The organism is Bradyrhizobium yuanmingense, assembly GCF_025200905.1.
Lineage (GTDB): Bacteria > Pseudomonadota > Alphaproteobacteria > Rhizobiales > Xanthobacteraceae > Bradyrhizobium > Bradyrhizobium yuanmingense.
Map to the genome: position 1 here is coordinate 4,988,964 of NZ_CP104173.1, position 23,940 is coordinate 5,012,903.

The following is a 23,940-nucleotide window of genomic DNA, read 5'->3' on the forward strand; positions in this document are numbered from 1 at the left end:
ACCCGTCATGCCGCTCGTTTCGATCATCACTCCATCCTGGAACGTCGAAGGCCTGATCGAGGAGACGATCCGCTCGGTGCAGAGCCAGACATTCACAGATTGGGAGCTCTTGATCGCCGACGACTGCTCGACGGACAAGACCCCGCAAATCATCGCCGGCATCGGCGAGCGCGATCCGCGCGTCAAGCTGATCCGGCAGGCGAAGAATGGCGGCCCGGCGCTGGCGCGACAGGCCGCGATCGACCAGGCGAAGGGCCGCTATCTCGCCTTCCTCGACAGCGACGATCTGTGGCTGCCCGAGAAGCTCGAGCGGCAGCTCGCCTTCGCAAAGGCAAAGCAGGCCGCACTCAGCTACACCGCCTTTCGCCGCATCAACGACACCAACACGGTGACTGGCCGGCTGATCGAGGTGCCGGCCTCGCTCGCCTATGGGCAGCTCCTGAAGAACACTGCGATCGCGACGCTGACCGCGATGGTCGACCGCGAGATCGCAGGTCCCGTCGCGATGAAGAACGAGGGCTACGACGATTTCTGCCTGTGGCTCTCGATCCTCAAGCGCGGCCATACCGCACACGGCCTCAACGAGGATCTGGCCCGTTACCGGGTCAGAGGCTCCTCGGTCTCCAGTCGTCCGCTGCGCTCGGCCAAATGGGTCTGGCAGATCTATCGCAACGTCGAGCAGCTCTCCTTGCCCCGGTCCGCCTGGTGCTTTGCCCATTGGGGGGCGCGGGCCTGGCTGAAACGGCGGGAATTCTAGAGGTATGGCGGGACCCGGCTGGAAAGAAATGCCAAAACAACCCCATGCACAGTAGGGGTACTATAACACCTCCATCCAAACCCATTTGGCTATTGGCGAGTCCGGCCGTTGCCGATACCACTCAGCCTGCTCCCCGCCGACAATCTGGAACCGATCATGCCGTTTGAAAACTACAGGAACAGCCGCATCCTCGTGACCGGGGGCGCCGGGTTCATCGGTTCGCACCTCTGCGAGAGGCTGCTGGATGCCGGCGCCGAGGTGGTGTCCGCGGACAATTATTTCACCGGCAGCCGACGCAACATCGCCCATCTGATCGCAAATCCGCTGTTCGAGGCGGTTCGGCACGACGTCACCTTCCCGCTCTACATCGAGGTCGATGCGATCTTCAACCTGGCCTGTCCGGCCTCACCGATCCACTACCAGCGCGATCCCGTGCAGACCACCAAGACCTCGGTGCACGGCGCCATCAACATGCTGGGACTCGCCAAGCGCCTCAAGGCGCGCATCTTCCAGGCTTCGACCAGCGAGGTCTATGGCGATCCGCTGATCCACCCGCAGACCGAGGATTACTGGGGCAACGTCAACCCGATCGGCATCCGTTCCTGCTACGACGAGGGCAAGCGCTGCGCCGAAACGCTGTTCTTCGACTACTGGCGCCAGCACAGCCTGCCGATCAAGGTCGCGCGCATCTTCAACACCTACGGCCCGCGCATGCAGCCAAATGACGGTCGCGTGGTCTCGTCCTTCATCGTCCAGGCGCTGAAGGGCGAGCCGATCAGCGTGTTCGGCGACGGCGGCCAGACCCGCTCGTTCTGCTATGTCGACGATCTCGTCGAGGCCATCATGCGGTTGATGGTGACTGGGGAAGACGTCACCGGCCCGATCAATCTCGGCAACAATTCCGAGTTCACGATTCGCGAGCTCGCCGAAAAGGTCATCGAGCTCACCGGCTCGCGCTCCAAGCTCGAGTTCAAGCCGCTGCCGCAGGACGACCCGCGTCAGCGCCAGCCCGACCTCGCCAAGGCGAAGGCCGTGCTGAACTGGGAGCCGAAGGTTGCGCTCGAAGACGGGCTGAAGGAGACGATCGCTTACTTCAAGCACTCGCTCGAAATCGCCTGATCCCGCTCGCGGGCCATTCCCGTCACTGCGGATAGCTGCAATTTAGTCGCCAGGATGGGACATCGGCGAACCAAGACAGAGATGTTTGCCGGAGAAGCCTCGCGGAAACGACATCGCCTTCAGGTCAGCTGGAAATCGAAATCGTGACGGGCCTGGAGAAAGTCGGCCAGAATGTCGATTGCAGCCGTGCCGTGACTGTCCGCCGGTGGAGTCCACTGATCCGACGCGGTCCACGGATCGGCTGGTGCCGGGATAAAGTCCGGCGGCTCGGATGGAGCAGTCAGCGACGCCCCGCTTTGGGTGAAATCGAACGCGAAACCATCGCCGGATGTCGGCGCAGCGCCCACCGTGCCGTCGCCGTTGAGGTCCTGCTGGAGCGTCGGCTCCAACGCTTTCAGAGACGGATCGGACCCGAGCACTTCCGGAGCCGCGGCAAGGGTGGTCAGGAAGTTGCCGTTCGCGTCCGTGCTCCAGACGGAATAATGGGCGTTCGCCGAATTCTTCCAGACCACGTCGTAGCCACCGCCCGACACCTTCTCGGCGCCGATCACCGACCAGGTGCCCCAGTTCGCTGTGATCACCGCAGAGCCTGCATACTTCAAGGTCGGCCCGGTACCCGTCGCGATGCTCTCGAGATGGTAGTTGCCGGTGGATGAAACAACGCGGGTCGATCCAAGCGCCTCGATCGTGGTGCTGACGGCAGCAGCGACGCCGATCGTCCCGTCACCGTTCAGATCTTGCTGCAGCGTCGGCTCCAGCGTCATCAGCGATGGATCGGTTCCCAGCATTTGGGGGGCCGAACCCAGCGTGGTCAGGAAGTTGCCGTTGCTGTCCGTGCTCCAGACGGAATATTGCCCGCCTGCCGAATCCTTCCAGACCACGTCATAGCTGCCGCCCGACACCTGCTCGGCGCCGATCACCGACCAGGTGCCCCAGTTCGCTGCGATTACCGCAGAGCCGGCATATTTCAAGGTCGGCCCCGTACCCGTGGCGATGCTCTCGAGATGGTAGTTGCCGCCGGATGAAACCAGACGCGTCGATCCAAGCGCCTCGATTGTGGCGGTGACGGCAGCAGGGACGCCGATCAGACCGTCACCGTTCAGATCTTGCTGCAGCGACGGCTCAAGTGTCTTCAGGGACGGATCGGTTCCCGACATTTGGGGGGCCGAACCCAGCGTGGTCAGGAAGTTGCCGTTGCTGTCCGTGCTCCACACGGAATATTGCCCGCTCGCTGAATCCTTCCAGACCACGTCATAGCCGCCGCCCGACACCTGCTCGGCGCCGATCACCGACCAGGTGCCCCAGTTCGCTGCGATCACCGCAGCGCCCGCATATTTCAAGGTCGGCCCCGTACCCGTCGCGATGCTCTCGAGATGGTAGTTGCCGCCGGATGAAACGAGGCGCGTCGATCCAAGCGCCTCGATCGTGACGGCAACAGGGAAGCCGATCAGACCGTCACCGTTCAGATCTTGCTGCAGCGTCGGCTCGAGCGCCTTCAGGGATGGATCGGTACCCAGCATTTGGGAGGCCGAACCCAGCGTGGTCACGAAGTTGCCGTTGCTGTCCGTGCTCCACACGGAGTATTGCCCGGTGGCCCCTTCCTTCCAGACCACGTCATAGCCGCCGCCTGACACCTTCTCGGCGCCGATCACGGACCAGGTACCCCAATTCGCTGCGATCACCGCAGAGCCCGCATATTTCAAGGTCGGTCCGGTACCCGTCGCGATGCTCTCGAGATGATAGTTGCCGCCGGAGAGAACGAGACGCGTCGATCCAAGCGCCTCGATCGTGGTTGTCACCAAGCCGGAACTTGCGAAGGTACCATCGGTGAATTGGAAGTACTCCACACCCACGGCAGTGTCGGTGCCGTCGGGCAAGCCGGAACGTTGATCGACGATCGTGAATGTCTGCGTCGCCACGTCGTACGAAATCAGGTAGTTGGCCCGGCTGCCCGAATATACCGCCGTGTCCGTGCCGGTGCCGCCATTGATACTATCGTTGCCCGCACCGCCCGTGATGGTGTCGTTGCCGCCGGCGCCGTTCAGCGTGTTGGCGACGACGTTGCCGATGATCGCGTCGTTGCCGGACCCGCCGATGGAGTTGTCGATGTAGGAGCGCGCGTCGCCGTTGTAGAGATAGGCGTTGTAGACGTTGCCCGATGCATAATGGCCATTGCCGAGATAGGCCAGCTGCACGGAGGAGAACACCGACGAGGCGCCGGGATTGAGGTTGATGCTCAGGTTGGTCGTGTAGTTGGACAGGTCGTAGGTATCGACGCCGCCGCCGTCCCAGACGGTCTCGTAGATGCGATTGGCCGAGCCGCCGACGCCGCCGCCCGGCGCGAGCTGCCCGACGCCATTGATGAACTGCTGCCCCGTGGTCGGATTCCAGGTGTAGACGGTGTTGCTGCTCTGCGTCGTGTAATCGGCGCCGTACATCGTCTGGAGCGCGAGGATATCGTTCGCCATGTAGGTCTGCGAATATCCGTAGGCTTCGTTGGTGTAGCCGCCCGTGGTCGAAGCGCCGACATAGCTGCGATAGCTCATGACGGTGTATTCGCTGCTGTCATGCGCGCTCGGCACCGCAACGTTGCCGGGGCCGCCGGCCTCCTGGCTGTGCTTGAGGCCGATCGCGTGTCCGAGCTCGTGCAGCGCAGTGGTGAAGTAGTAATTGCCGAGCTTGGCCAGCGAGAAATTGTATTGAGTCCCGAACCAGATGTCGCCGCCGGGCGCATAATTGCCGGGATAGTAGGCGTAGGCAGTCGGATTGGCGGCCGGCGACTGCGCAATCATGAGGTCGGCGCCGTTCGTGCCCGCATATTGGATGTTGGCGTTGGTGTAGCTCAGGATCAATCCGACGGCGTAGTTGATCGCCGCCTGGATCTGCGTGGGCACCGAGGCAAAGCCCGAGGTGGTTGGCTCGCCGCTGCCGCCGGAATAAGGATTCGAATAGTCGCTCGGCGCGTCAGGAAAGCTGTAGGTGATCGTGCCCGACCATTTGACGCCGGACAGCAGGCCGTCAATCTCGGCATTGTTGGTGGCACTGACATAAACGGCGGTGGCCAATGGACTCTCCAAACAACGCGTCGTGTGATTCGCCGCGGGGGCACATGATTCTAGCTAGAGAGTTAAACGTTTGGTTTAAATGGGGCAGCGGCGTTTGCGCTGCTCCCATAAGGCCGTGTTAGCCATTAAATCCCGTAGTCATACGGAACGGCAGCATAGAGTTTCGTTCCCGGAACACCGTGATTTGCAGGGTTTCATGAAACGACGCACACTCCCGGCCAGCCTGTTTGGCGCCTTGATTGCGCTTGCTGGACTGTCCCATCAACCTCTCGGAGGACTGCCCGTGATGGTGGAGAAGGCCAAGGCAAACGACAGCAGCAAGCGAGGGCGCGCGCCCTCCATGCCGATGGCGCGAGATCCTGCCGCTGCGGTGGCAGAGGAATATGAAGCTGCCCGCCGGAAGGGAACGCGGGAGGCCCTTGAACTCTTCATTGCGCGCCATGGCGATGATCCCCTTGCCGCGCAGGCGCGGGCCGAATTGAAGCGCCTGTCGCGCTGATCTCGCAGGCAGCGCCTCAGGCAAGGCATTTCAGCAGGCGGCATCGGCGCCGGCCCGGCTTGTCGCGTGATCTCTGGGCACTATGGTAGGCGCCCAATCTGTCCCGGAGCCTTTCACGATGCCCTTCCCGCATGCCTCGGAAGCCCTGTCGCGCTTCACCGTGCTCGATCTGACCCGTGTCCGCTCCGGGCCGACCTGCGTGCGGCAGCTCGCCGACTGGGGCGCCAACGTCGTCAAGATCGACGCGCTGACCGAGGATGCCGGCGGCGAGCAGCCGGGCGGGCCGCGGCGCGGTTCCGACTTTCAGAATTTGCACCGCAACAAGCGGGCAATGACGCTGAACCTGAAGGACGAGCGCGGGCTCGCGGTGTTCAAGCGCCTCGCCGTCAAGGCCGACGTCGTGGTCGAGAATTTCCGGCCCGACGTGAAGAAGAAGCTCGGCATCGACTACGACAGCCTCGCCGCGATCAACCCGCGCATCGTCTATGGCAGCATCTCCGGCTTCGGCCAGGACGGCCCCTACCACAAGCGGCCGGGCTTCGATCAGATCGCGCAAGGCATGGGCGGGCTGATGTCGATCACCGGCGCGCCGGGCGAAGGCCCGATGCGGGTCGGCATCCCCGTCGCCGACCTCAGTGCCGGTCTGTTTTGCGCGATGGGCATCCTCACCGCCCTGCTCGAGCGCGAGGTCTCGGGCAAGGGCCAGTGGGTGCAGACCTCGCTGCTGCAGGCCCAGATCTTCATGCTCGACTTCCAGGCCGCGCGCTGGCTGATGGAGAAGGAGGTCGCCAAGCAGGCCGGCAACAACCATCCGACCAGCATTCCTACCGGCGTGTTCAAGACCTCCGACGGCTACATCAACATCGCCACCACGGGCGGGCGGATCTGGGAGCGCTGTGCGCAGGCGATCGGCGCGCCGGAGCTCTACACTCATCCCGACTATGCGACGGCTCCCGCCCGCTCGAAGAATCGCGATGCGCTCAACGCCGAGATCGAGAAGCGCACCGTGACGAAGTCGACCGAGACCTGGGTCCGCGAGCTCAACGAGGCCGGCGTGCCCTGCGGGCCGATCTACGCCATCGACCAGATGTTCGAGGACGCGCAGGTCAGGCATCTCGGCATTGCGCAGGACGTGCCGAACGATGAAGGCCGGGATATCCGCCTGGTCGGCCAGCCCGTGACGCTGTCGCGCACGCCGAGCAGGATGGTGGCGCGGCCGCCGGAAGTCGGCGAGCAGACCGACGAAGTGCTGAAGGAGTTCGGCTTCGGCGCGGACGAGATCGCAGGGCTCAGAGACGCGAAGGTGGTGTGAATCTCGCGCGCCCCGTCTGCAACGACAAAGCCCGGCGCGAGCCGGGCTTTGTTTATTGTTAGACGCCTCTTTTGTAATCCAGCTCGCTCAGTACTTCGCGACGACCGGGCCACCAAATTGATAGTTGATGCCGGCGCGCAGGATGTGGTCGGTGAAGCGGGAGGAAGCACTGGCCGCAATCGTGGGCAACGGCGCCAGCGAGAACGGACCTGACGAGAACCGGCCGAGATCCACATAGAGATATTCGAGCTTGGCGCTCCAGTTCTGAGTGATCTTGCCTTCCACACCCGCACCCACGGTCCAGCCGACGCGGGTATCCGACGAAGAGCTGGTCGAGGCGACCGCGACACCAGCCGGCGTGAAGCCGGAGATGGTGCCCGTGGTCTTGATCTCGCCGAAGGCCACGCCGCCGGTGCCATAGAACAGCACTTTCGGTGTCGCCAGAAAGCCGACGCGGCCGCGCACCGTGCCGAACCATTGCAGATGCTGGTCGAGCGTCAGAGTGGTGCCGACAGCAGCGCCGGGGGGCAGAAAGGTCAGGCCCGGAAGACAGGCGCCGCCTGCAATGCTGGTGGGGGCGCAGTTGAAGCCGGCGCGGCCCTTCTCGTCCGACCAATTCAGGTCGCCCTCGATGCCGAACACCCAATTCGTGCTCTGCCAGTTGTAGCCGGCCTGGCCACCGGCGACGGCACCGTTCATGTCGAACGAGGCGCTGGTGACGGATCCGGCCGGCGGCACGATCACCGCACCGGTCGCCGTGTTGGTGTAGGTGACGTCGGTGCGCGAACGGCCCCAGCTGTAGCCGCCGTTGGCGCCGACATAGAAGCCCGTCCAGCTCCAGACCGGATCGACCATAGGCGCCTTGACATACGGCTTTGCCGCGAGATCGGCGGCCAGCGCGCCCGTGGCAAACAGCGACATCGCAGCCGCCATTCCAATCACTATCCGCTTCATGGAGAATTCCCCCTTGCACGATCTTGTGATCGAAATATACGCGCATCCTCACCCAAGAGCTGTGCCGCCGCGGCAACATTCGGAAACAATCGGAGGTCGCGCTGGCATCCCGACTAGAAAGCTACCTTCGACATAAGCTATTGATTTCATATAATATTTCTCCACCATCCTAAGGCGATGTCGCCCTGGTCCCATGCGTCAACCCGACACGGGCGAGGAGATTGTCGATCACCGGCCAGAACAGCAGCAGAATCGCCAGGGTCGTGATCGAGCCGACCAGGCCGTTCGACCAGAACACCTTCAGGGTGCCGCCGGAGCCGATCATCGACAGGCGGAAGGCATCCTCGGCACGGTTGCCGAGCACGAGCGCCAGGGTGAACGGCGCCAGCGGAATGCCGATCTTCTTGAAGACGTAACCGACCACGCCGAAGCCCAGCATCAGCCAGATGTCGAACATCGCGTTCTGGATGGCATAGGCGCCGATCGCGCAGGACACCACGATCATCGGCGCCACCGCCGCGAACGGCACGCGCAGGATCGAGGCGAAGATCGGCACCGTCGTCAGCACCAGCACGAGGCCGACGACGTTGCCGAGATACATCGAGGCGATCAGGCCCCAGACGAAATCCTTGTGCTCGACGAACAGCATCGGCCCCGGATTGAGACCCCACACCATCAGCCCGCCGAGCAGAATCGCGGCCGTGCCCGAGCCGGGAATGCCGAGCGCCAGCATCGGCAGCAGCGCCGAGGTGCCGGAGGCATGCGCCGCCGTCTCCGGCGCGAACACGCCTTCGATGCGGCCCTTGCCGAAGCCCTCGGGCTCCTTGGCGAAGCGCTTTGCCAGATTGTAGCCCATGAAGGAGGCCGCGATCGCACCGCCAGGGGTGATGCCGAGCCAGCAACCGATGAAAGAGGAACGCAGCAGCGTCACCCAGTATTTCGGCAGATCCTTCCAGACGCCGAGCACGACGCGCAGCGAGATGCTAGCCGCATGCCCGCGCAGCGCAAGGCGCTCCTCCATCGTCAGCAGGATCTCGCTGATGCCGAACAGGCCGATGACGGCGACCAGGAAGTTGATGCCGCGCAAGAGCTCCGGCGAGCCGAAGGTCATGCGCAGACTGCCGGACACCGTATCCATGCCGATGCCGGCCAGCAGCAGGCCCAGCGACATCGAGATGACGGTCTTGTGCTTGGCTTCGCGCCCGAGGCCGACGAAGGAGCAGAAGGTGAGGAGATACACCGCGAAGAACTCGGGCGGGCCGAATTTCAGCGCAAAGGACGAGATCATCGGCGCGAGGAAGGTGATCAGGAGCACCGCGACCAGCGAGCCGACGAAGGAGGAGGTGAACGCCGCAGTCAGCGCCTCCGCCGCCCTGCCCTGCTGCGCCATCGGATAGCCGTCGAACGTGGTCGCGACCGACCAGGCTTCGCCCGGGATGTTGAACAGGATCGAGGTGATGGCACCGCCGAACAAGGCGCCCCAATAGATGCAGGACAGCATCACGATGGCCGAGGTCGGGTCCATCGTGAAGGTCAGCGGCAACAGGATCGCAACGCCGTTGGGGCCGCCGAGCCCGGGCAGCACGCCGACGAAGATGCCGAGCACCAGCCCGACCATCATCAGCACGAGCGTCTTCCACGTCAGCAGGACGGCAAAGCCGTGGAGCAGGAGACCGAGAGCTTCCATCGCGCGCGGCTCCGCCTAGCGGCCGAGGGCCGCTTCGAGCGGCCCCTTCGGCATGATGACGTCGAACGCGACATCGAAGGTAATGAACATGATGGCCGTGAACGCAAACGCAGTGAGCAGCGACTTCCACAGCGCGATCCGGCCGACCAGCCGCATGAAGCCCGCGATCAGGAGAAAGCTCGCGACATACAGGCCGAGGAACTGCGTCGCCAGACAGAACAGCGACGTCGGCACGAACACCGCCAGCACGCGCCGGCCTTGCGCACGCGTGACGAAGGTTCCGGGCGAGACGCGCCGCGCCAGCAGCGCGGCGATCAGACCGTAGAGGCTGCCGCCGGCGAGAATGACGGACAGATAGAATGGGAAATAGCCGGGCTCCGGCCCGGTCGCATCCCAGGACGCGCCGGTGCGCCAATTGTCGTAGCCGAGCGTGACCGCGAGCGCGAGCAGCAGCAGGCAGACGACGATCTCGATCGTGCCGGAAGAGACGACGGAAGGGGAATCGTCTTCGGGCGCGGTGGGATCCTCGACGACGATTTCGATATCGGTTTGGGACATGCTCTGTTAGGGACGGAGTGCGTTCAATTCCCCCTCTCCCCGCTTGCGGGGAGAGGGTCGGGGTGAGGGGGAGTCTCCGCAGGGACGGTGAGAGTCGAACTCGCGGAGAGAGCCCCTCACCCCAACCCTCTCCCCGTAAGAACGGGGCGAGGGAGAAGAAGAGAGAGCTACTTCGCGACGAAGCCGGCTTCCGTCATCAGCGACTTGTTCAGCGCATCGTCCTCCTCGAGGAACTGCACCATGTCCTTGCCGGAGAGGAAGATCGGCTTCAAGGCCTGCTTCTCCATGTAGTCCTTGTACTCCGCGGTCTGCGTCACCTTGTGGAACAGATCGACGTAGAACGCCTGCTGCTCCGGCGTGACCTTGCCGGGCAGGAACATCGCGCGCAGCATCAGATATTGCACGTCGACGCCCTCCTCCTTGCAGGTCGGGATGTCGGCCCAGGACTGGGTGTCGGTCACCTTGGTCGTATAGGCAATGCGCTCCCTGTCGAACACGCAGAGCGGACGCACCTGGCCGGCGCGCCAGACCTCGAGATTTTCGGATGGGTTGTTGACGTTGGCTTCGGTGTGGTTGCCGACCAGCTGGGTCGCGGCCTCGCCGCCGGATTTGTAGGGCAGATAGGAGAATTTCGCGCCGGTCTTCTGCTCCAGGAACACGGTGAGCACGTGGTCCTCGCGCTTGGAGCCGGTGCCGCCCATCTTGAACGGCGCGCTCGCAGCCTTGGCGGCCGCGACGAAGTCCTTCAACGTCTTGGGGCCCGCGCTGTTGTCCCACAGCACGAACTGGTCGAGCGCCACCACGGAGACCGGCGTCAGCTCGCGCCAGTTGAACGGGATCTTCGCCGACAGCGGCAGCATGTAGATCAGCGAATAGGCGATCAGCACCTTGTTGGGGTCGCCCTCGCTGGACTTCATGTACATCAGCGCTTCCGCGCCGGAGGCGCCGCCCTTGAGCGAGACCACCATCGGCTGCTTCATCAGATTGTTCTTCTGGATCGCGGCCTGCATCATCCGGGCCATCTGGTCGGAGGCACCACCCGCGCCCGCCGCCACCACGATCTCCACCGGTTTCGTCGGCTCCCAGGCCGCAACGGCCGGCGTGCTCAACAACAGCGCTGTCGCAGCGCCGAGGGCTTTCACTGGAATTCGCACGAGTTTCGTCCCCTGATGTTTTTTGAGTTGTAGTTGCGGAAAATTCTATCCCTGCATAGTGCGGATTAATCCTGTAGAGTTCAAGCAGACGGGCAATTGCGCGCATATGACTTTCGACTGACGGAGCCGAAAGCCCGTGAGACTTATTTGCCCTTCCAGACCGGCGCCCGCTTGTTGAGGAAGGCGTCCATGCCCTCGCGGAAATCCTCGCTCATATAGGCTTTCAGGATCAGGTCCTCGCCTTCCTCGCGCGAGAGCGTGCGGCGGATGCGGCGCACCGCTTCCTTGGTCGCTTCCAGCGTCAGCGGCGCGTGGCTGGCGACGAGCTTTGCAGTCTCGTCGGCACGGCGCTGCAGCGTCTCGACGTCAGGCACGACCTCGTTGAGCAGGCCGAGCGCCAGCGCCTCCGGCGCGTCGACCAGGCGCGCCTTGAAGATCATGTCCTTGGTGCGGGCGGGACCGACCAGCGCGACGACGCGGCTGATGTTCGACATCGACAGGCAGTTGCCGAGCGTGCGCGCAATCGGAAAGCCCATCCGCGTCGTCTCGGTGCCGATGCGAAGATCGCAGCAGGCCGCGATCCCCGCGCCGCCGCCGGTGCAGGCGCCGGCGATCGCCGCGATCACCGGCACGCGGCACTGCTCGAGCGTGCCGAGCACGCGATCGATGCGCGCCTCGTAGTCGAGCGCATCCTGCGCGGTCTTGAAGGCACGGAATTGCGAGATGTCCGTGCCGGAGGCGAACGCCTTGTCGCCCGCGCCGGTCAGGATCAGCGCCTTGATCGAACGGTCGACGTTGATCTCCTGGCATATCTCCGCCATGCGGTCATACATGGCGAAGGTCATGGCGTTGCGCGCCTGCGGGCGGTTGAAGGTGATCCGCGCGATGCCGTCCGTGACGGAGTAGAGCAGGTCTTCGTTGGCAGTCGTCGGTGCGTTCATCGCGCGCTCACTTTCTTCACTACAGTTCAGTCAGGCCGCCCCGGCAACCTGAGCCTTAGGCGACTTGAGCCTTGGTCATCGGCACCACGTCGCGTCCCTTCAGCACATCCATCGCCGCGAGCACGCCGCCGCTCCGGTGCGGGATCTTTGCGAGGTCGAGGCCCATCTCGACGCCTGCAAGCGTGCCCATCAGCATCAGATCGTTGAAGTGGCCGATATGACCGATGCGGAACACCTTGCCCTTGACCTTGTTCAGGCCGGTGCCGAGCGACATGTCGAAGTTTTCCAGCACGACCTTGCGGAAGGCGTCGGCATCAAAGCCCTCGGGCACGCGAACGCCGGTCAGCGCCGGCGAATGCGCGGCCGGGTCGGCACATTGCGTCTCCAGGCCCCAGACCTTGACCGCAGCCCGCGTCGCGGCGCTGTGGCGCTTGTGGCGGGTCCAGACGTTCTCCAGCCCCTCCTCCTCCAGCATCTTCACCGCTTCGCGCAGGCCGTAGAGCAGGTTCGTTGCGGGCGTGTAGGGGAAGGTGCCGAGCTTGTTGAAGCTGATGACCTCCTGCCAGTCCCAGTATGAGCGCATGCCGGGGTTGGCCTTGGCGGCCGCGAGCGCTTTCTCCGAGACCGCGTTGAAGCCGAGGCCCGGCGGCAGCATCAGACCCTTCTGCGAGCCGGCGACCGAAACGTCGATGCCCCAGGCGTCGTGCTCATATTCCATCGAGCCGAGGCCGGAGATGGTGTCGACCATCAGCAGCGCCGGATGTTTGGTGCGGTCGAGGATCTTGCGCACCTCCAGCGGCGGCGTCACGCAGCCGGTCGAGGTCTCGTTGTGCACGACGCAGACCGCCTTGATGGCGTGCTGCTTGTCGGCGGCAAGACGCTTCTCGATCTCGGCAAGATCGGCGCCATGGCGCCAGTCGCTCGGGATGAAGTCGACATCGAGCTTGAACTTGTCGGCGATGCCGCGCCACAGCACGGCGAACTGGCCGGTCTCGCACATCAAGACCTTGTCGCCGGGCGCGAACACGTTGACCATCGCCGCTTCCCAGGCGCCGGTACCGGACGAGGGGAAGATGATCACGGGCTGCTTGGTGCGGAATACGCGCTGCATTGCGGCAAGCACGGCAAAACCGAGCTCGGCGAACTCCGGACCGCGATGGTCCAAAGTCGGCATATCCATCGCCCGCAGCACCCGATCGGGCACGTTGGTCGGTCCTGGAATCTGTAGGAAATGCCTTCCAGTATGCACGGTCATCGGCGTCCTTCCCGGTCTTGCCTTGGATTGGTGGGCGCCGAATAGCACCATTTGACCGGCTTGTCCTCTCCTCCAAAGGGCCCCTCGCGCATAGCGGGCCGGCCTGCCCTCGGCCGCTCCGTCGCGACCATCTTCGCGGGCCGACCTTTACGTGCCGACGATCTTCAGATGCGGCGCGGCATTGCCCTGAGGGCGCTGCTCCAGCAGCTTCATCGCGACGTCCACGCCGCCGGCGCGGTGCGGCACGCCGGCCACCGACAGACCCATCTCGATGCCGGTGAGCGCGCCGAGCAGCGTCAGCGCGTTGCATTCGCCGAGATGGCCGATGCGGAAGACCTTGCCGGCGACCTTCGACAGGCCCGAGCCGAGCGACATGTTGTAATTGTCGAGCACGACTTTCCGGAACTGATCGGCATCATGGCCCGGAGGCATCAGCACAGCAGTGAGCACCGGCGAGAACTCCGAAGGCTCCTGGCACAGCACTTCGAGACCCCAATGGTTGACCGCGGCCCGCGTCGCGGCCGCCAAGCACTGATGCCGCGCAAAAACATTGTCGAGCCCCTCCTCGAGCAGCATCGCGATCGCCTCGCGCAAGCCGTAGAGCAGATTGGTCGCGGGCGTATAGGGGAAGAAACCCTTGGCGTTGGGCTTGAGCATCTCCTCCCAGTCGAAATAGGAGCGCGGCATCTTGTTGGTTCTGGACGCAGCCAAGGCCTTGTCCGAAATCGCGTTGAAGCCGAGACCGGGCGGCAGCATGAAACCCTTCTGCGAGCAGCTGACGCTGACATCGACCTTCCACGCGTCGTGACGATAGTCGACCGAGCCGAGCGAGGAGATGGTGTCGACCATCAAGAGTGCCGGATGCGAGGCGCGGTCGATCGCGGCGCGGATCTCGGCGATGCGGCTGGTCGCGCCGGTCGAGGTCTCGTTGTGCACGACCATCACCGCCTTGATGGTGCGCGCGGCGTCTTCGGAGAGCTTGGCCTCGATCACCGTGGGATCGGCGCCGCGGCGCCAGTCGCCCGGGACGAAATCGACCTCGATGCCGAAGCGGGCGGCCATCTGCCGCCACATCGTGGCGAAGTGGCCGGTCTCGACCATCAGCACCTTGTCGCCCGGCGACAGCGTGTTGACGATCGCGGCTTCCCAGGCGCCGGTCCCCGACGAGGGGAAGATCACGACCGGCCCCCTGGTCTGGAAGATCTGCTGGCTGCCTTCGAGCACGGTGCGGCCGAGCTCGCCGAATTCGGCGCTGCGGTGGTCGATGACAGGCATGTCCATCGCGCGCAGGACGCGCTCGGGGACCGGGCTCGGGCCCGGAATCTGCAGGAAATGGCGTCCCTGAGGCATGCAAAGCTCCCTTTCGGCGGGTTATGGCCGGCTCTGCCAGCTATTTTGCATTCATTTTTTGTCCCTTCAATCGAAATCTGGTATTCGATTGCGAGCGTCGACGCGATCAACCGGGCAAACTACTGTGCTGCAAATGAAATCCACGATTCCCGACACCGGGGTTCCGATCACCCCGTCCCCCGGCAATGGCGATCGCCAGGAAAACCGTCACGAGGCCTCGCTGCATGGCGAGATCCTGCTGCGGCTGCGCGATTACGTGGTCGAAGGCAACATTCCTGAGGGCGCGCGCGTTCCCGAGCGGCAACTCTGCGAGATGCTCGGCATCTCCCGCACGCCGTTGCGCGAGGCGCTCAAGGTGCTCGCCGCCGAGGGCCTGATCGAGCTACTGCCCAACCGCGGCGCGCGCGTGCGCCAGCTCAGCCAGCGCGACCTCGAAGAACTGTTCGACGTCATGGCGGGCCTGGAAAGCCTGGCGGGGCGCCTCGCCTGCGAAGCCATAACGGATGCGGAAATCACGGCGATCGAGCAGCTGCACTACGAGATGTACGGCCATTACCTGCATCGCGACATGCACGGCTATTTCCAGGCCAACCAGCGCATCCACGAGAGCATCGTCGATGCCGCGCGCAACGATACGCTGAAGATTGCCTACGCCAATTTCGCCGGCCGGATCCGACGCGTCCGCTACTCCGCCAATTTCGCCCGCAAGCGGCAGCGCTGGGCGGAAGCCATGCGCGAGCACGAGGCCATCCTCGATGCGCTGCGCCGCCGCGCCGGGAGCGAGCTCAGCGACGTCCTGTTCCAGCATCTGCGCAACAAACGGACGGCAGCGATCGAGCACCTGACCGAGCCCCAAGAGGGCGCGCCGGCATCGCCTTAAAGGCGCCAAGCTTGCTCATTTTGCATTCACAATATAGTCGGTCAGGAACCACAATGAATATCCCAGCAAGGCTGAGCCTCGCCGGGTCAGTCCGGGATCAGGGATGACGAACGCCTCCTCGCTCGAACGGCGCCTGCGGTCGGAATTGACCGGCGACGTGCTGTTCGACGGCTTCAGCCGCGGCCGCTACGCCACCGACGCCTCGTTCTACCAGATCATGCCGGCTGGCGTGGTGGTCCCCAAGACCATGGACGAGGCCTTGCGGGCGCTGGCGATTGCGCGCGACGAGGGGCTGAAGGTCACCCCGCGCGGCGGCGGCACCTCGCAATGCGGCCAGACCGTCAATGACGGTCTCGTGGTCGATCTCTCCAAGCACCTCAACCGGATCCTGTCGCTTGATGTCGAAGGCCGCACCTGCGTGGTGGAGCCCGGCATCGTGCTGGACGACCTCAACCGCCAGCTCAAAAAGCACGGCCTGTGGTTTCCAGTCGACGTCTCCACGGCCTCCCGCGCCACCATCGGCGGCATGGCCGGCAACAATTCCTGTGGCGGCCGCTCGCTGCGCTACGGCACCATGCGGGACAACACGCTGTCGATGGAGGCATCGCTCGCCGACGGCACGCTGAGCCGTTTCGGCGAGGTCGCGCGCGATCTCTCCGACCTCGAGGCCGGCGACAGCACCCGCGCCCTGTTCCGCGACATGCTCGACCTCGGCACCCGCGAGGCCGACGAGATCGCCGCGCGCTTCCCAAAGGTGCAGCGCCGCGTCGGCGGCTACAATCTGGATGCGCTGGTGCCGCGCAACGCGCCGAACAACATGGCGCATCTGTTGGTCGGCTCCGAAGGCACCCTCGCCTTCACCACCAAGGTCGAGCTGAAGCTGTGGCCCGTGATCCGCAACAAGGCGCTCGGCGTCTGCCATTTCGGCAGCTTCTACGAGGCCATGGATGCGGCCCAGCATCTGGTCAAGCTCAAGCCGATTGCGGTCGAGCTGGTCGACCGCACCATGATCGCGCTCGGCCGCGACATTGCGATGTTCGCACCCGTCATCTCCGCGGCGATCAAGGGCGATCCGGATGCCGTGCTGGTGGTCGAATTCGCTGAAGAAGACCAGTCGGACAATCTGGTGCGCCTCAAGCAGCTCAGCGAGCTGATGGCGGATCTCGGCTTCGGCTGGAACAACGACACGCGCAAATGGGGTGGCGTGGTCGAGATCACCGAACCCGCGCTGCAGAGCGGCATCGCCGATTTCCGCGCCGCCGGCCTCAACGTCATGATGTCGATGAAGCAGGAGGGCAAGCCGGTTTCCTTCGTCGAGGACTGCGCGGTGCCGCTGCCGCACCTCGCCGACTACACCGCGCGGCTGAACGAAGTGTTCGCCAAGCACGGCACCAGCGGCACGATGTACGCGCACGCCTCCGAAGGCTGCCTGCATGTGCGCCCCGTTCTGAACCTGAAGCTGGAGAAGGACGTCAAGGCGATGCGCGCCATCGCCGAAGAGGCCTTCGCCCTGGTGCGCGAGTACAAGGGCTCGCATTCCGGCGAGCACGGCGACGGGCTGGTGCGCTCCGAATTCCACGAGGCCATGTTCGGCGAGCGCCTCGTCGCCGACTTCAGGGAGGTGAAGCAGCGCTTCGATCCTGCCGGCCTGCTCAATCCCGGCAAGATCGTCGATGCGCACAGGATGGACGACCGCTCGCTGTTCCGCTTCAAGCCCGACTATCGGGTCGGCGAGCTGAAGACGAAGCTCGACTGGTCGGCTTATCCCGGCGCCGGCGGCGGTTTCCAGGGCGCGGTCGAGATGTGCAACAACAACGGCGCCTGTCGCAAGCTCGAGGGCGGTGTGATGTGCCCGTCCTATCGCGCCACGCGCGACGAGAAGGACGTTACCCGCGGCCGCGCCAATACGCTGCGGCTTGCGATCTCCGGCCAGCTCGGCCCGGATGCGCTCTCTTCCGACGAGATGATGGAGACGCTCAAACTCTGCGTCTCCTGCAAGGCCTGCCGCCATGAATGCCCGACCGGCGTCGACATGGCCAAGATGAAGATCGAGGTGCTCGCGGCGCGCGCCGCCAGCCGCGGCCTGACGCTGCGCGACCTGCTGGTTGCATATCTGCCGCGCTATGCCGGCCTTGCTTCGCGCTTGGCACCGCTGGCTAATTTGCGCAACGGCAGCCCGCTGCTGCGAAAGCTGTTCGAGCGCTTCGCCGGCATCAGCGCGCGCCGGGCCCTCCCCGCCTTTCGCCGCGATGTGTTCGTGCCGCCGTCCGAAAGCGTCGGGCCTACGGACGGTCGCGAGGTCGTGCTGTTCACTGATACCTTCAACCGCATCTATGAGCGCGAGAATCTCGACGCCGCGCTGCGCGTGCTCACGGCCGGCGGCTATCGCGTGCATCTGCCGAAGCCGGTGAGCGGGTGCCGTCCGCTGTGCTGCGGCCGCACATTCCTGTCAGCTGGCCTCGTCGACGAAGCCAAGGTCGAGCTCGACCGGCTGGTCTCGGCCTTCGCGCCATACGCGGCGCGCGGCGTGCCGATCGTCGGCCTCGAGCCGAGCTGCCTCCTGACGCTGCGCGACGAGCTCGCTTCACTGCGCAAGGACGACGAAGCCAAGGCGGTGGGCGCCCACGCGCTGACCTTCGAGGAGTTTCTGGCGCGCGAGGCAGAGGCCGGAAGGCTGCAACTGCCGCTCGGCATCGTCGCGGACAAGGCCGTGGTGCACGGCCATTGCCATCAAAAATCCTTCGGCGCCTTCAAGCCTGTCGAGCAGGTGCTGCGCCTCATCCCAGGCCTTGAGGTTAAGACCATCGAGTCGAGCTGCTGCGGCATGGCCGGCGCCTTCGGCTATGGCGCGGACACCTATGATGCCTCGATCGAGATGGCCGAGCTGTCACTGCTGCCGGCCGTGCGGAAGGCTGACCGGAATACGCTCGTCGTCGCCGACGGCACCTCATGCCGGCACCAGATCCACGACGGCGCCCAGCGCGAGGCACTTCACGTCGCCCGCGTGCTGGCCATGAGCCTCGATCGCGCCAAATCCAACGCCACCTCTCCAGCTGCAAAGGAAACCAGCCATGGCTGATCTCACCCTCGACACCGCCCGAAAAATCCTCGAAGCCGCCTTCGCGAAAGCCGGCGAGCTCAAGCTGAAGCCGCTGGTCGTCACCATCCTGGACGCGCGCGGCGTGCTCAAGCTCGCGGCGGCGCAGGACGGAACCAGCCTGATGCGCGCCGAGATCGCGCATGGCAAGGCCTATGGCGCGCTCGCCATGGGCATGGGCTCGCGTGCCCTGTTCCAGCGCGCGCAGGAGCAGGCCTATTTCATCGATGCGGTGAACACGATTGCCAAGGGCGCGCTGGTGCCGGTCCCCGGCGGCGTGCTGATCATGGACGGCGCGACGCTGCTCGGCGCGGTCGGAGTCTCCGGTGACACCTCCGACAATGACGAGGCCTGCGCGGTGGCGGGCATCCAGGCGGCGGGGCTGAAGGCGAACCCGGGGTAGCTTGTCATTCCGGGGCGCCCACTTGGCGCGAGCCCGGAAAACATCGTGCAACAAGCGACATCGACAAATGGCTTCCGGGCTCGCGCCATGTGGCGCGCCCCGGAGCGGGCGCTTAGCTTACGATTTAAGCCCCAACATTGATGAAATATCGATCAGCTTGAAGTGCTTTCCAAAAACTGCGACGCCGCAGCCAATCAAGGTGCTGACGAGCATGGCGCAGCCGACGCCGATCGAAACATTGTCGCCTCGGGAAATCAAAAAAAACGACGAGAAAACTCCGCCAAAAAACCCAACTATACCTGCAATCAGAATGATGCGCTGGTTTGACTGCTCCCACCCGGCTTTCTGCTTTTGTAGCTCGAATTCACGAGCTTCCTTTTCGTTGGTGGAGACCGCAATCCGGAGCTGTTCTTCTCTCTCAGCAATGACGCGGTTCAGTGATTGGATGGTTGCGTTGAGTGCAGCAATCTCGGCGGCGTGCGCCGCGGTCGAGGCTGCTTGAAATTCTTCGTGCCTAGCTTTCAATGTAGCTTGAAGTTCGTCGTGCTTGGCCTGCAAAACTGGCACCAGTTCTTCGAGCTTATCGAATGAGTGACTTATCGCAGCATTGTCCTCTTCGAGAAATCTGGTAGCCAGACGGTTCCCTTTTTTGCACCACACCTCCCAGATCCGCTTACCCAAAAGGATATGAGGACCGCACATTTCTTCGAGTGGCTGCCCTTTATAGATCTCGTGGAACGCCCTTTCAGCCTGCGCCTCAGTCATCGGCATGGAAATCCCCCGTCAAAAGCCGGCACACTACCAGCGGTAGAATGCACCAATCAAGCTGGTTGATCGATTGTGGCGCCAGTTCAGTGGAGTCCGTTAAGGACGGTTATTGGACTCTGCACGAAAGCTGAGATCATATTCGGGTCAACACTTGGATCGTCTGTTGGTCGGACGTTAAGTCCTCAATAATCGTTATCTCATCACACGCGTCACTGAAAATCATTGCGACGACGTTCTCACCTGCCGAGTCAAGAAGCGAGGCTCCTTCTCTTTCCCGCTTTACTGAACCGACAACTGCCAAGCCCCTGATCTGACCTGTAAACGTTACGGTATGTTTGCTCGTTGGCAGCGACAGTGCTCCGCTCGGAGCATTGGGTGACATTAAGGCGGCCAGTAGACCTCCGGCTTCGGTTTCATAGGTTCCCTTGAGCGTAATACGGTCTCCGCACCTGCTTAGCGTGAATACACACTGCGGTCCTTTCCATCCTTCGGGGAACGTCTGAGGAGTAGCTGCGGTGGCAGCCCGTCCAAGTTTCCGAAGGTGAGCTATTCGATCTGAAGCATCCTTGAGAATTTCGTCTTTACGCGTCCGCTCTGCTTCTTCTACCGAAGCCAACGTGGCAACGAGGTGCCCGACGTTTTGATGCGGATTGGGAATTTTTAGTGCCTCGTTGCATTGTTCGCGGGCGAGGTCTAGGAAGCCGGCCTTTATTAGCTTGTTAGCTAAATTGGACATCGCCAAGGTGTTGCCCATATTCGCCGATTGCCGATATGCGCTCACCGACGTGACCGGCAGTCCCAGTTGATCTCGAGCGTATCCGATATTGTTCCAGGTTGCCGCATGTCGATCGCCAAGAGGGATTCTCTGGTAGTGATGAAGAGCAATGGCTTCGGCGCCAACTTCGCTTTGCTTATATGCGAGATTGAAGCGCGTCTCGTGGTCGTCCGGTGCCAGCTCAACGTAGCGCTCCATCAATGCTATCTCAAACTGAGGAAGCTTGTCGGCTTGGGCTAACTTCCGGACTGCATCCGTTAGAACGTGCTCTAGCGAGCGATCGGCAGCTACAAGCTTGCGAAGCGAAGCAAGCGTAGCGTCGATCCCCGCCTGATCGTTGATCTTCTTGAATTGTTCGATTGCCATGGCAGCGAATTCTGCTGCTCGCTCTGACTTCGATGCAGCCATAGCCAACAGGTAGTTTGCGGCCGCAAGGTCATGCTGGCCGTACCTAGCTTGTGCGCTCGCTAAATAGGAACGAGTCTTGGCGCTTTGAGGGTGTCCATCGGCTAGTTTTTGCAATCGTCCCAGTTGGCCGCCTTGTCCGAAATGTAAACGGGTCCATTCAATATACCCTAGCCAGGTGATGCTATTGTCATCCTCTGAGTGGTGATCTGTTTTTTGATAGGCTTCGCCTATCGTCTTGATTCTACTCTCGTCATGTTTCCTGATCGCGGAAAACGCGGCGCGTTCAAAATCTGCTCGCTCCCAGTTTGGGTTTGGTGCATCGTCCGAATCGTATGCAGTTGTCGAGGGATCAACCGGCGCGGGGGATTCGCGGCGCTAGCGAGATCAGCTGCGTCACGCGACTTCTTTATGCGCAGAGAACGCACTTCAGACAAAAGGTTGCGTGAAACTGTTTCTCGGAGGCTGTCCAGGGAGTTAAAAGAGCCGGTGAGAGCGGTCTTGCGTATCGAATCTCTGAATTTTTTGAGCTTCCGGTTTTGCCTAGCGTCGATTGTGTTGGGGTCGATCGGACGATTTGAAAAGTAGAGCTGAGCTGGTTTTCCTTCTGCTACAAATCGCTCGATCTCCTCGACCGTGCCAGAGTCTGCGGCACCGGTAGACGTGCCCAGCTTGATCCAAAACATGCCGATTAGGATGTCGGAGCAGTCTACCAATTGCTCGTTGATCGCCTGTTGAGGTCGTACATTCGCGCGGGGAGTCGCGTGGGTTTCCCATGCTACCGGCAATAGTACGGTAGCTTCAGCTTCCGCGTGCTGCACGTTCCACTCGTAGACCGTGTCTATTACGGTCTTTCGTTCGTCTGGCAGGGCAGACGGCGATGCGACCAGCACGCGGATAACCCTTGCGTCAAATGACATCCTATTCTCACTATTGCTCTACGGCAAAGAAACAAGGCACTGGAGCCCGTTAAGGTTCTTATCGGACTCCAGGATTCTGAGGCTAACTTCTAGAAAATGTGGAAACCCGCGAAAAAGTCCCAGGCGGACGAAGCGGCTTTCCCGACGAATGAACCGGCGGCCTTCTCCAGGAGCCACTTCAAGGGCGGCGCCAATGTCGACTTTAGCGCGAGAAGACGAACTTTGGCGGCTTCCAATAGCCGCCTCGCAGCAGATAGTTCAGCAATCAGCTGGTCCTTGACCTGCTCGTCTCCCGGAAGATCATTGGCCTCGCGTACGGCTGCAATCACTTCGTCAATCTTATCCAACGCCTCTTGTCGTTCGGGAGAATTATGCCCGATCGAAACAAGTCGGTCGGACGCTGGAATTTGTTCGCTGTAGATCCTCGAAGCGGCCTTAAGGCCGCTCCTTATCGAGTTTAGTGCGCTGTTGAACTCCTCTTGCCCGTTTCCCAAAAGCTCAAAGTTCAGTCCTCGGTCGATCGCGGCACCGGCTGCAGATGCCGGGCCGATCTGCTCGACAACTTTGCGCACATGGTGCGTCCATACTATCCAATCTTCGGAAAAGGCGTTGGGAAAGCCGTAGCCACTTTTTGAGGAAAAGTTAGCATACGTGAACTTATCAGCCTGCTCGATCAGTTCGGGAATGGCGTCCAAGCCTGACACTGCATGCTCCTAGAATGCGCAGAGGATTGTGGATTGCACACGAGTGCTCGATTCGCGCAAAGCGGGAGGAGAGTTGTCCCCGTTGATCACAGATGTTCTGTTCACCAGAAGGCGGCGCTCTCCCCGCAGCGGGTCCTTCACAGGCGCGAAGCAAAACAGGTGAATTTTGCCCCATTTTCTGGCTAGCTGCGGGGGTCAAATCTGATGCAACCGGGGTGCGGCGCTGCAGGGCCTGGCGTGCACCACGTGGATGCCGAGCTTGAGCAGCCAGACCTTCAGCGCAGTCCGGCGAGCACGTGACGTATCGCCCCATGGGGAGCCATTGTCGATGTAAAAGGCGTCCGGCAGGCCATAGCAGCGGAAGGTATGGGTCAGATGCTTCTGCACGTTGGGGCGTTGCTCATTGGCACACGCCTTGATCGGGCGATCCAGTACTCCGAGAGAGTGCAAGAATACGGATCGGCCGCGGCGTACTGGATGCCCCGGCTTCGCGCATGACAGTCATCGGGTGCGCGTGCGCAATTCCTTCCCGACCTCCCCCTCACCTCCCCGTCCAGACCGGCTTCCGCTTCTCGCTGAACGCTTTCAACCCTTCCTTGGCGTCCTCGGTCATCGCGAGCAGTGCGATCTGGCTTTCGGTGTAGGCGATGCTCTCGTCGAATGACATCGAGGCGATGGCGCGCATGGCGTATTTGCCGCGGCGGATCGCGGTTGGGGATTTGTCGACGATGCGGCCGATCAGCCAGTCGACCTTTGCATCTAACTCGGCAGCGGGCACGACATAGTTGAGCAGCCCCGCGGCCTGCGCGGCCCTGGCGTCGAACGGCTCGCCCGTGAGCGCCCATTCATTGACGAGACGGGGCGGAGCGATGCGTTGGAGCAGGCTCAGCACCTGCATCGGGAACACGCCGACCTTCACCTCCGGCAGGCCGAAGACGACGTGATCGGCCGCAACCGCCATGTCGGTCATGCACAGAAGGCCCATGCCGCCGGCCATGCAGACACCACTGAGGCGCGCAATCGCGGGCTTGGTGGCGTTCTGTGACAAACGTAACAGATCAGCATAGTCGACATTTGGTTTGGAATGATCCATCGCGAAAGCCGCGCCGGAATTCTGCAAGTCGGCGCCCGCGCAGAACGCCTTGTCGCCCGCGCCCGTCAGCACGATGACGCGGACGTCCTTGTCCTCATGCGCGTCGCGATAGGCTCTTGTGATCCCGGCGATGACCTCGCCGTTCAGCGCGTTGCGTTTCTCCGGCCGGTTGATGGTGATCCAGAACGCCTGCCCGCGCTTCTCGGTGATGACGGCTGTGGTGTCGGTCATGACATGCTCGCTC

At 62.8% G+C, this 23,940-nt stretch carries 21 protein-coding genes; 7 read left to right on the forward strand and 14 right to left on the reverse strand.

Annotation, left to right across the window (positions count from 1 at the left end):
* Positions 1-7 precede the first annotated feature (7 nt).
* Positions 8-757, forward strand: coding sequence for a glycosyltransferase family 2 protein (locus N2605_RS23600; protein WP_036007432.1), 750 nt, complete (start codon positions 8-10; stop codon positions 755-757).
* Positions 758-913: 156 nt separating this feature from the next.
* Positions 914-1,876, forward strand: a complete 963-nt coding sequence (locus N2605_RS23605; protein ID WP_036007439.1) for a UDP-glucuronic acid decarboxylase family protein — start codon at positions 914-916, stop codon at positions 1,874-1,876.
* Between the two features lie 119 nt (positions 1,877-1,995).
* Here the strand turns inward: N2605_RS23605 and N2605_RS23610 are convergent, their stop codons facing one another.
* Positions 1,996-4,941 carry a M10 family metallopeptidase C-terminal domain-containing protein gene (locus N2605_RS23610; protein ID WP_260343310.1) on the reverse strand — a complete coding sequence of 982 codons (2,946 nt, stop codon included), beginning with the start codon at positions 4,939-4,941 and terminating at the stop codon, positions 1,996-1,998.
* A 286-nt stretch (positions 4,942-5,227) separates the two neighbouring features.
* On the opposite strand from N2605_RS23610, the gene N2605_RS23615 reads away from it, so the two are divergent.
* Together N2605_RS23615 and N2605_RS23620 are read left to right on the forward strand one after the other, a co-directional pair.
* Positions 5,228-5,440, forward strand: coding sequence for a hypothetical protein (locus N2605_RS23615; RefSeq protein ID WP_311735315.1), 213 nt, complete (start codon positions 5,228-5,230; stop codon positions 5,438-5,440).
* Positions 5,441-5,558: 118 nt separating this feature from the next.
* Complete coding sequence (locus N2605_RS23620) at positions 5,559-6,752, forward strand: CaiB/BaiF CoA transferase family protein (protein ID WP_260343311.1); 1,194 nt, start codon at positions 5,559-5,561, stop codon at positions 6,750-6,752.
* An 87-nt stretch (positions 6,753-6,839) separates the two neighbouring features.
* Here N2605_RS23620 and N2605_RS23625 read toward each other — a convergent pair whose 3' ends face one another.
* The 7 genes from N2605_RS23625 to N2605_RS23655 form a co-directional block, all read right to left on the reverse strand.
* The gene (locus tag N2605_RS23625) at positions 6,840-7,706 is read right to left on the reverse strand and encodes an outer membrane protein (RefSeq protein ID WP_036007452.1); all 867 of its coding nucleotides are present in this window, start codon (positions 7,704-7,706) and stop codon (positions 6,840-6,842) included.
* A gap of 169 nt (positions 7,707-7,875) precedes the next feature.
* Positions 7,876-9,393 (reverse strand): tripartite tricarboxylate transporter permease, encoded by a 1,518-nt coding sequence (locus N2605_RS23630; protein WP_260343312.1) that lies wholly within the window; start codon positions 9,391-9,393, stop codon positions 7,876-7,878.
* 15 nt (positions 9,394-9,408) lie between these two features.
* A complete protein-coding gene (locus N2605_RS23635; protein ID WP_225152441.1) occupies positions 9,409-9,951 on the reverse strand; it encodes a tripartite tricarboxylate transporter TctB family protein in 543 nt (180 codons plus the stop codon).
* A gap of 167 nt (positions 9,952-10,118) precedes the next feature.
* On the reverse strand, positions 10,119-11,093 hold the full coding sequence (locus N2605_RS23640; RefSeq protein ID WP_225152439.1) for a Bug family tripartite tricarboxylate transporter substrate binding protein: 975 nt from the start codon (positions 11,091-11,093) through the stop codon (positions 10,119-10,121).
* Between the two features lie 155 nt (positions 11,094-11,248).
* A complete protein-coding gene (locus N2605_RS23645; protein ID WP_225152437.1) occupies positions 11,249-12,046 on the reverse strand; it encodes an enoyl-CoA hydratase/isomerase family protein in 798 nt (265 codons plus the stop codon).
* A gap of 55 nt (positions 12,047-12,101) precedes the next feature.
* Positions 12,102-13,301: a pyridoxal-phosphate-dependent aminotransferase family protein gene (locus N2605_RS23650; protein ID WP_225130428.1), complete on the reverse strand. Its 1,200-nt coding sequence runs from the start codon at positions 13,299-13,301 to the stop codon at positions 12,102-12,104.
* A gap of 147 nt (positions 13,302-13,448) precedes the next feature.
* Positions 13,449-14,651: a pyridoxal-phosphate-dependent aminotransferase family protein gene (locus tag N2605_RS23655; RefSeq protein WP_260343313.1), complete on the reverse strand. Its 1,203-nt coding sequence runs from the start codon at positions 14,649-14,651 to the stop codon at positions 13,449-13,451.
* A 133-nt stretch (positions 14,652-14,784) separates the two neighbouring features.
* Between N2605_RS23655 and N2605_RS23660 the strand changes: the two genes are divergently transcribed.
* The 3 genes from N2605_RS23660 (at position 14,785) to N2605_RS23670 (ending at position 19,031) form a co-directional block, all read left to right on the forward strand.
* A complete protein-coding gene (locus tag N2605_RS23660; RefSeq protein ID WP_260343314.1) occupies positions 14,785-15,531 on the forward strand; it encodes a GntR family transcriptional regulator in 747 nt (248 codons plus the stop codon).
* A gap of 103 nt (positions 15,532-15,634) precedes the next feature.
* Entirely contained in the window at positions 15,635-18,610 is a 2,976-nt protein-coding gene (locus tag N2605_RS23665; protein WP_260343315.1) for an FAD-binding and (Fe-S)-binding domain-containing protein, read from the forward strand.
* Positions 18,603-19,031, forward strand: a complete 429-nt coding sequence (locus N2605_RS23670) for a GlcG/HbpS family heme-binding protein (RefSeq protein WP_260343316.1) — start codon at positions 18,603-18,605, stop codon at positions 19,029-19,031. The genes N2605_RS23665 and N2605_RS23670 overlap by 8 nt, the downstream gene beginning before the upstream one ends.
* A 117-nt stretch (positions 19,032-19,148) precedes the next feature.
* On the opposite strand, the gene N2605_RS23675 is transcribed toward N2605_RS23670, so the two are convergent.
* From N2605_RS23675 to N2605_RS23700, 6 genes are all read right to left on the reverse strand, one after another.
* A complete protein-coding gene (locus N2605_RS23675; protein ID WP_260343317.1) occupies positions 19,149-19,802 on the reverse strand; it encodes a hypothetical protein in 654 nt (217 codons plus the stop codon).
* A 130-nt stretch (positions 19,803-19,932) separates the two neighbouring features.
* Complete coding sequence (locus tag N2605_RS23680; protein ID WP_260343318.1) at positions 19,933-20,940, reverse strand: tetratricopeptide repeat protein; 1,008 nt, start codon at positions 20,938-20,940, stop codon at positions 19,933-19,935.
* 269 nt (positions 20,941-21,209) lie between these two features.
* Entirely contained in the window at positions 21,210-21,899 is a 690-nt protein-coding gene (locus N2605_RS23685) for a hypothetical protein (protein WP_260343319.1), read from the reverse strand.
* An 89-nt stretch (positions 21,900-21,988) separates the two neighbouring features.
* Positions 21,989-22,603 (reverse strand): hypothetical protein, encoded by a 615-nt coding sequence (locus N2605_RS23690; RefSeq protein WP_260343320.1) that lies wholly within the window; start codon positions 22,601-22,603, stop codon positions 21,989-21,991.
* Between the two features lie 195 nt (positions 22,604-22,798).
* On the reverse strand, positions 22,799-22,990 hold the full coding sequence (locus N2605_RS23695; RefSeq protein ID WP_260343321.1) for a hypothetical protein: 192 nt from the start codon (positions 22,988-22,990) through the stop codon (positions 22,799-22,801).
* Between the two features lie 154 nt (positions 22,991-23,144).
* Positions 23,145-23,927, reverse strand: a complete 783-nt coding sequence (locus N2605_RS23700; protein ID WP_057028799.1) for an enoyl-CoA hydratase/isomerase family protein — start codon at positions 23,925-23,927, stop codon at positions 23,145-23,147.
* Positions 23,928-23,940: the final 13 nt, after the last annotated feature.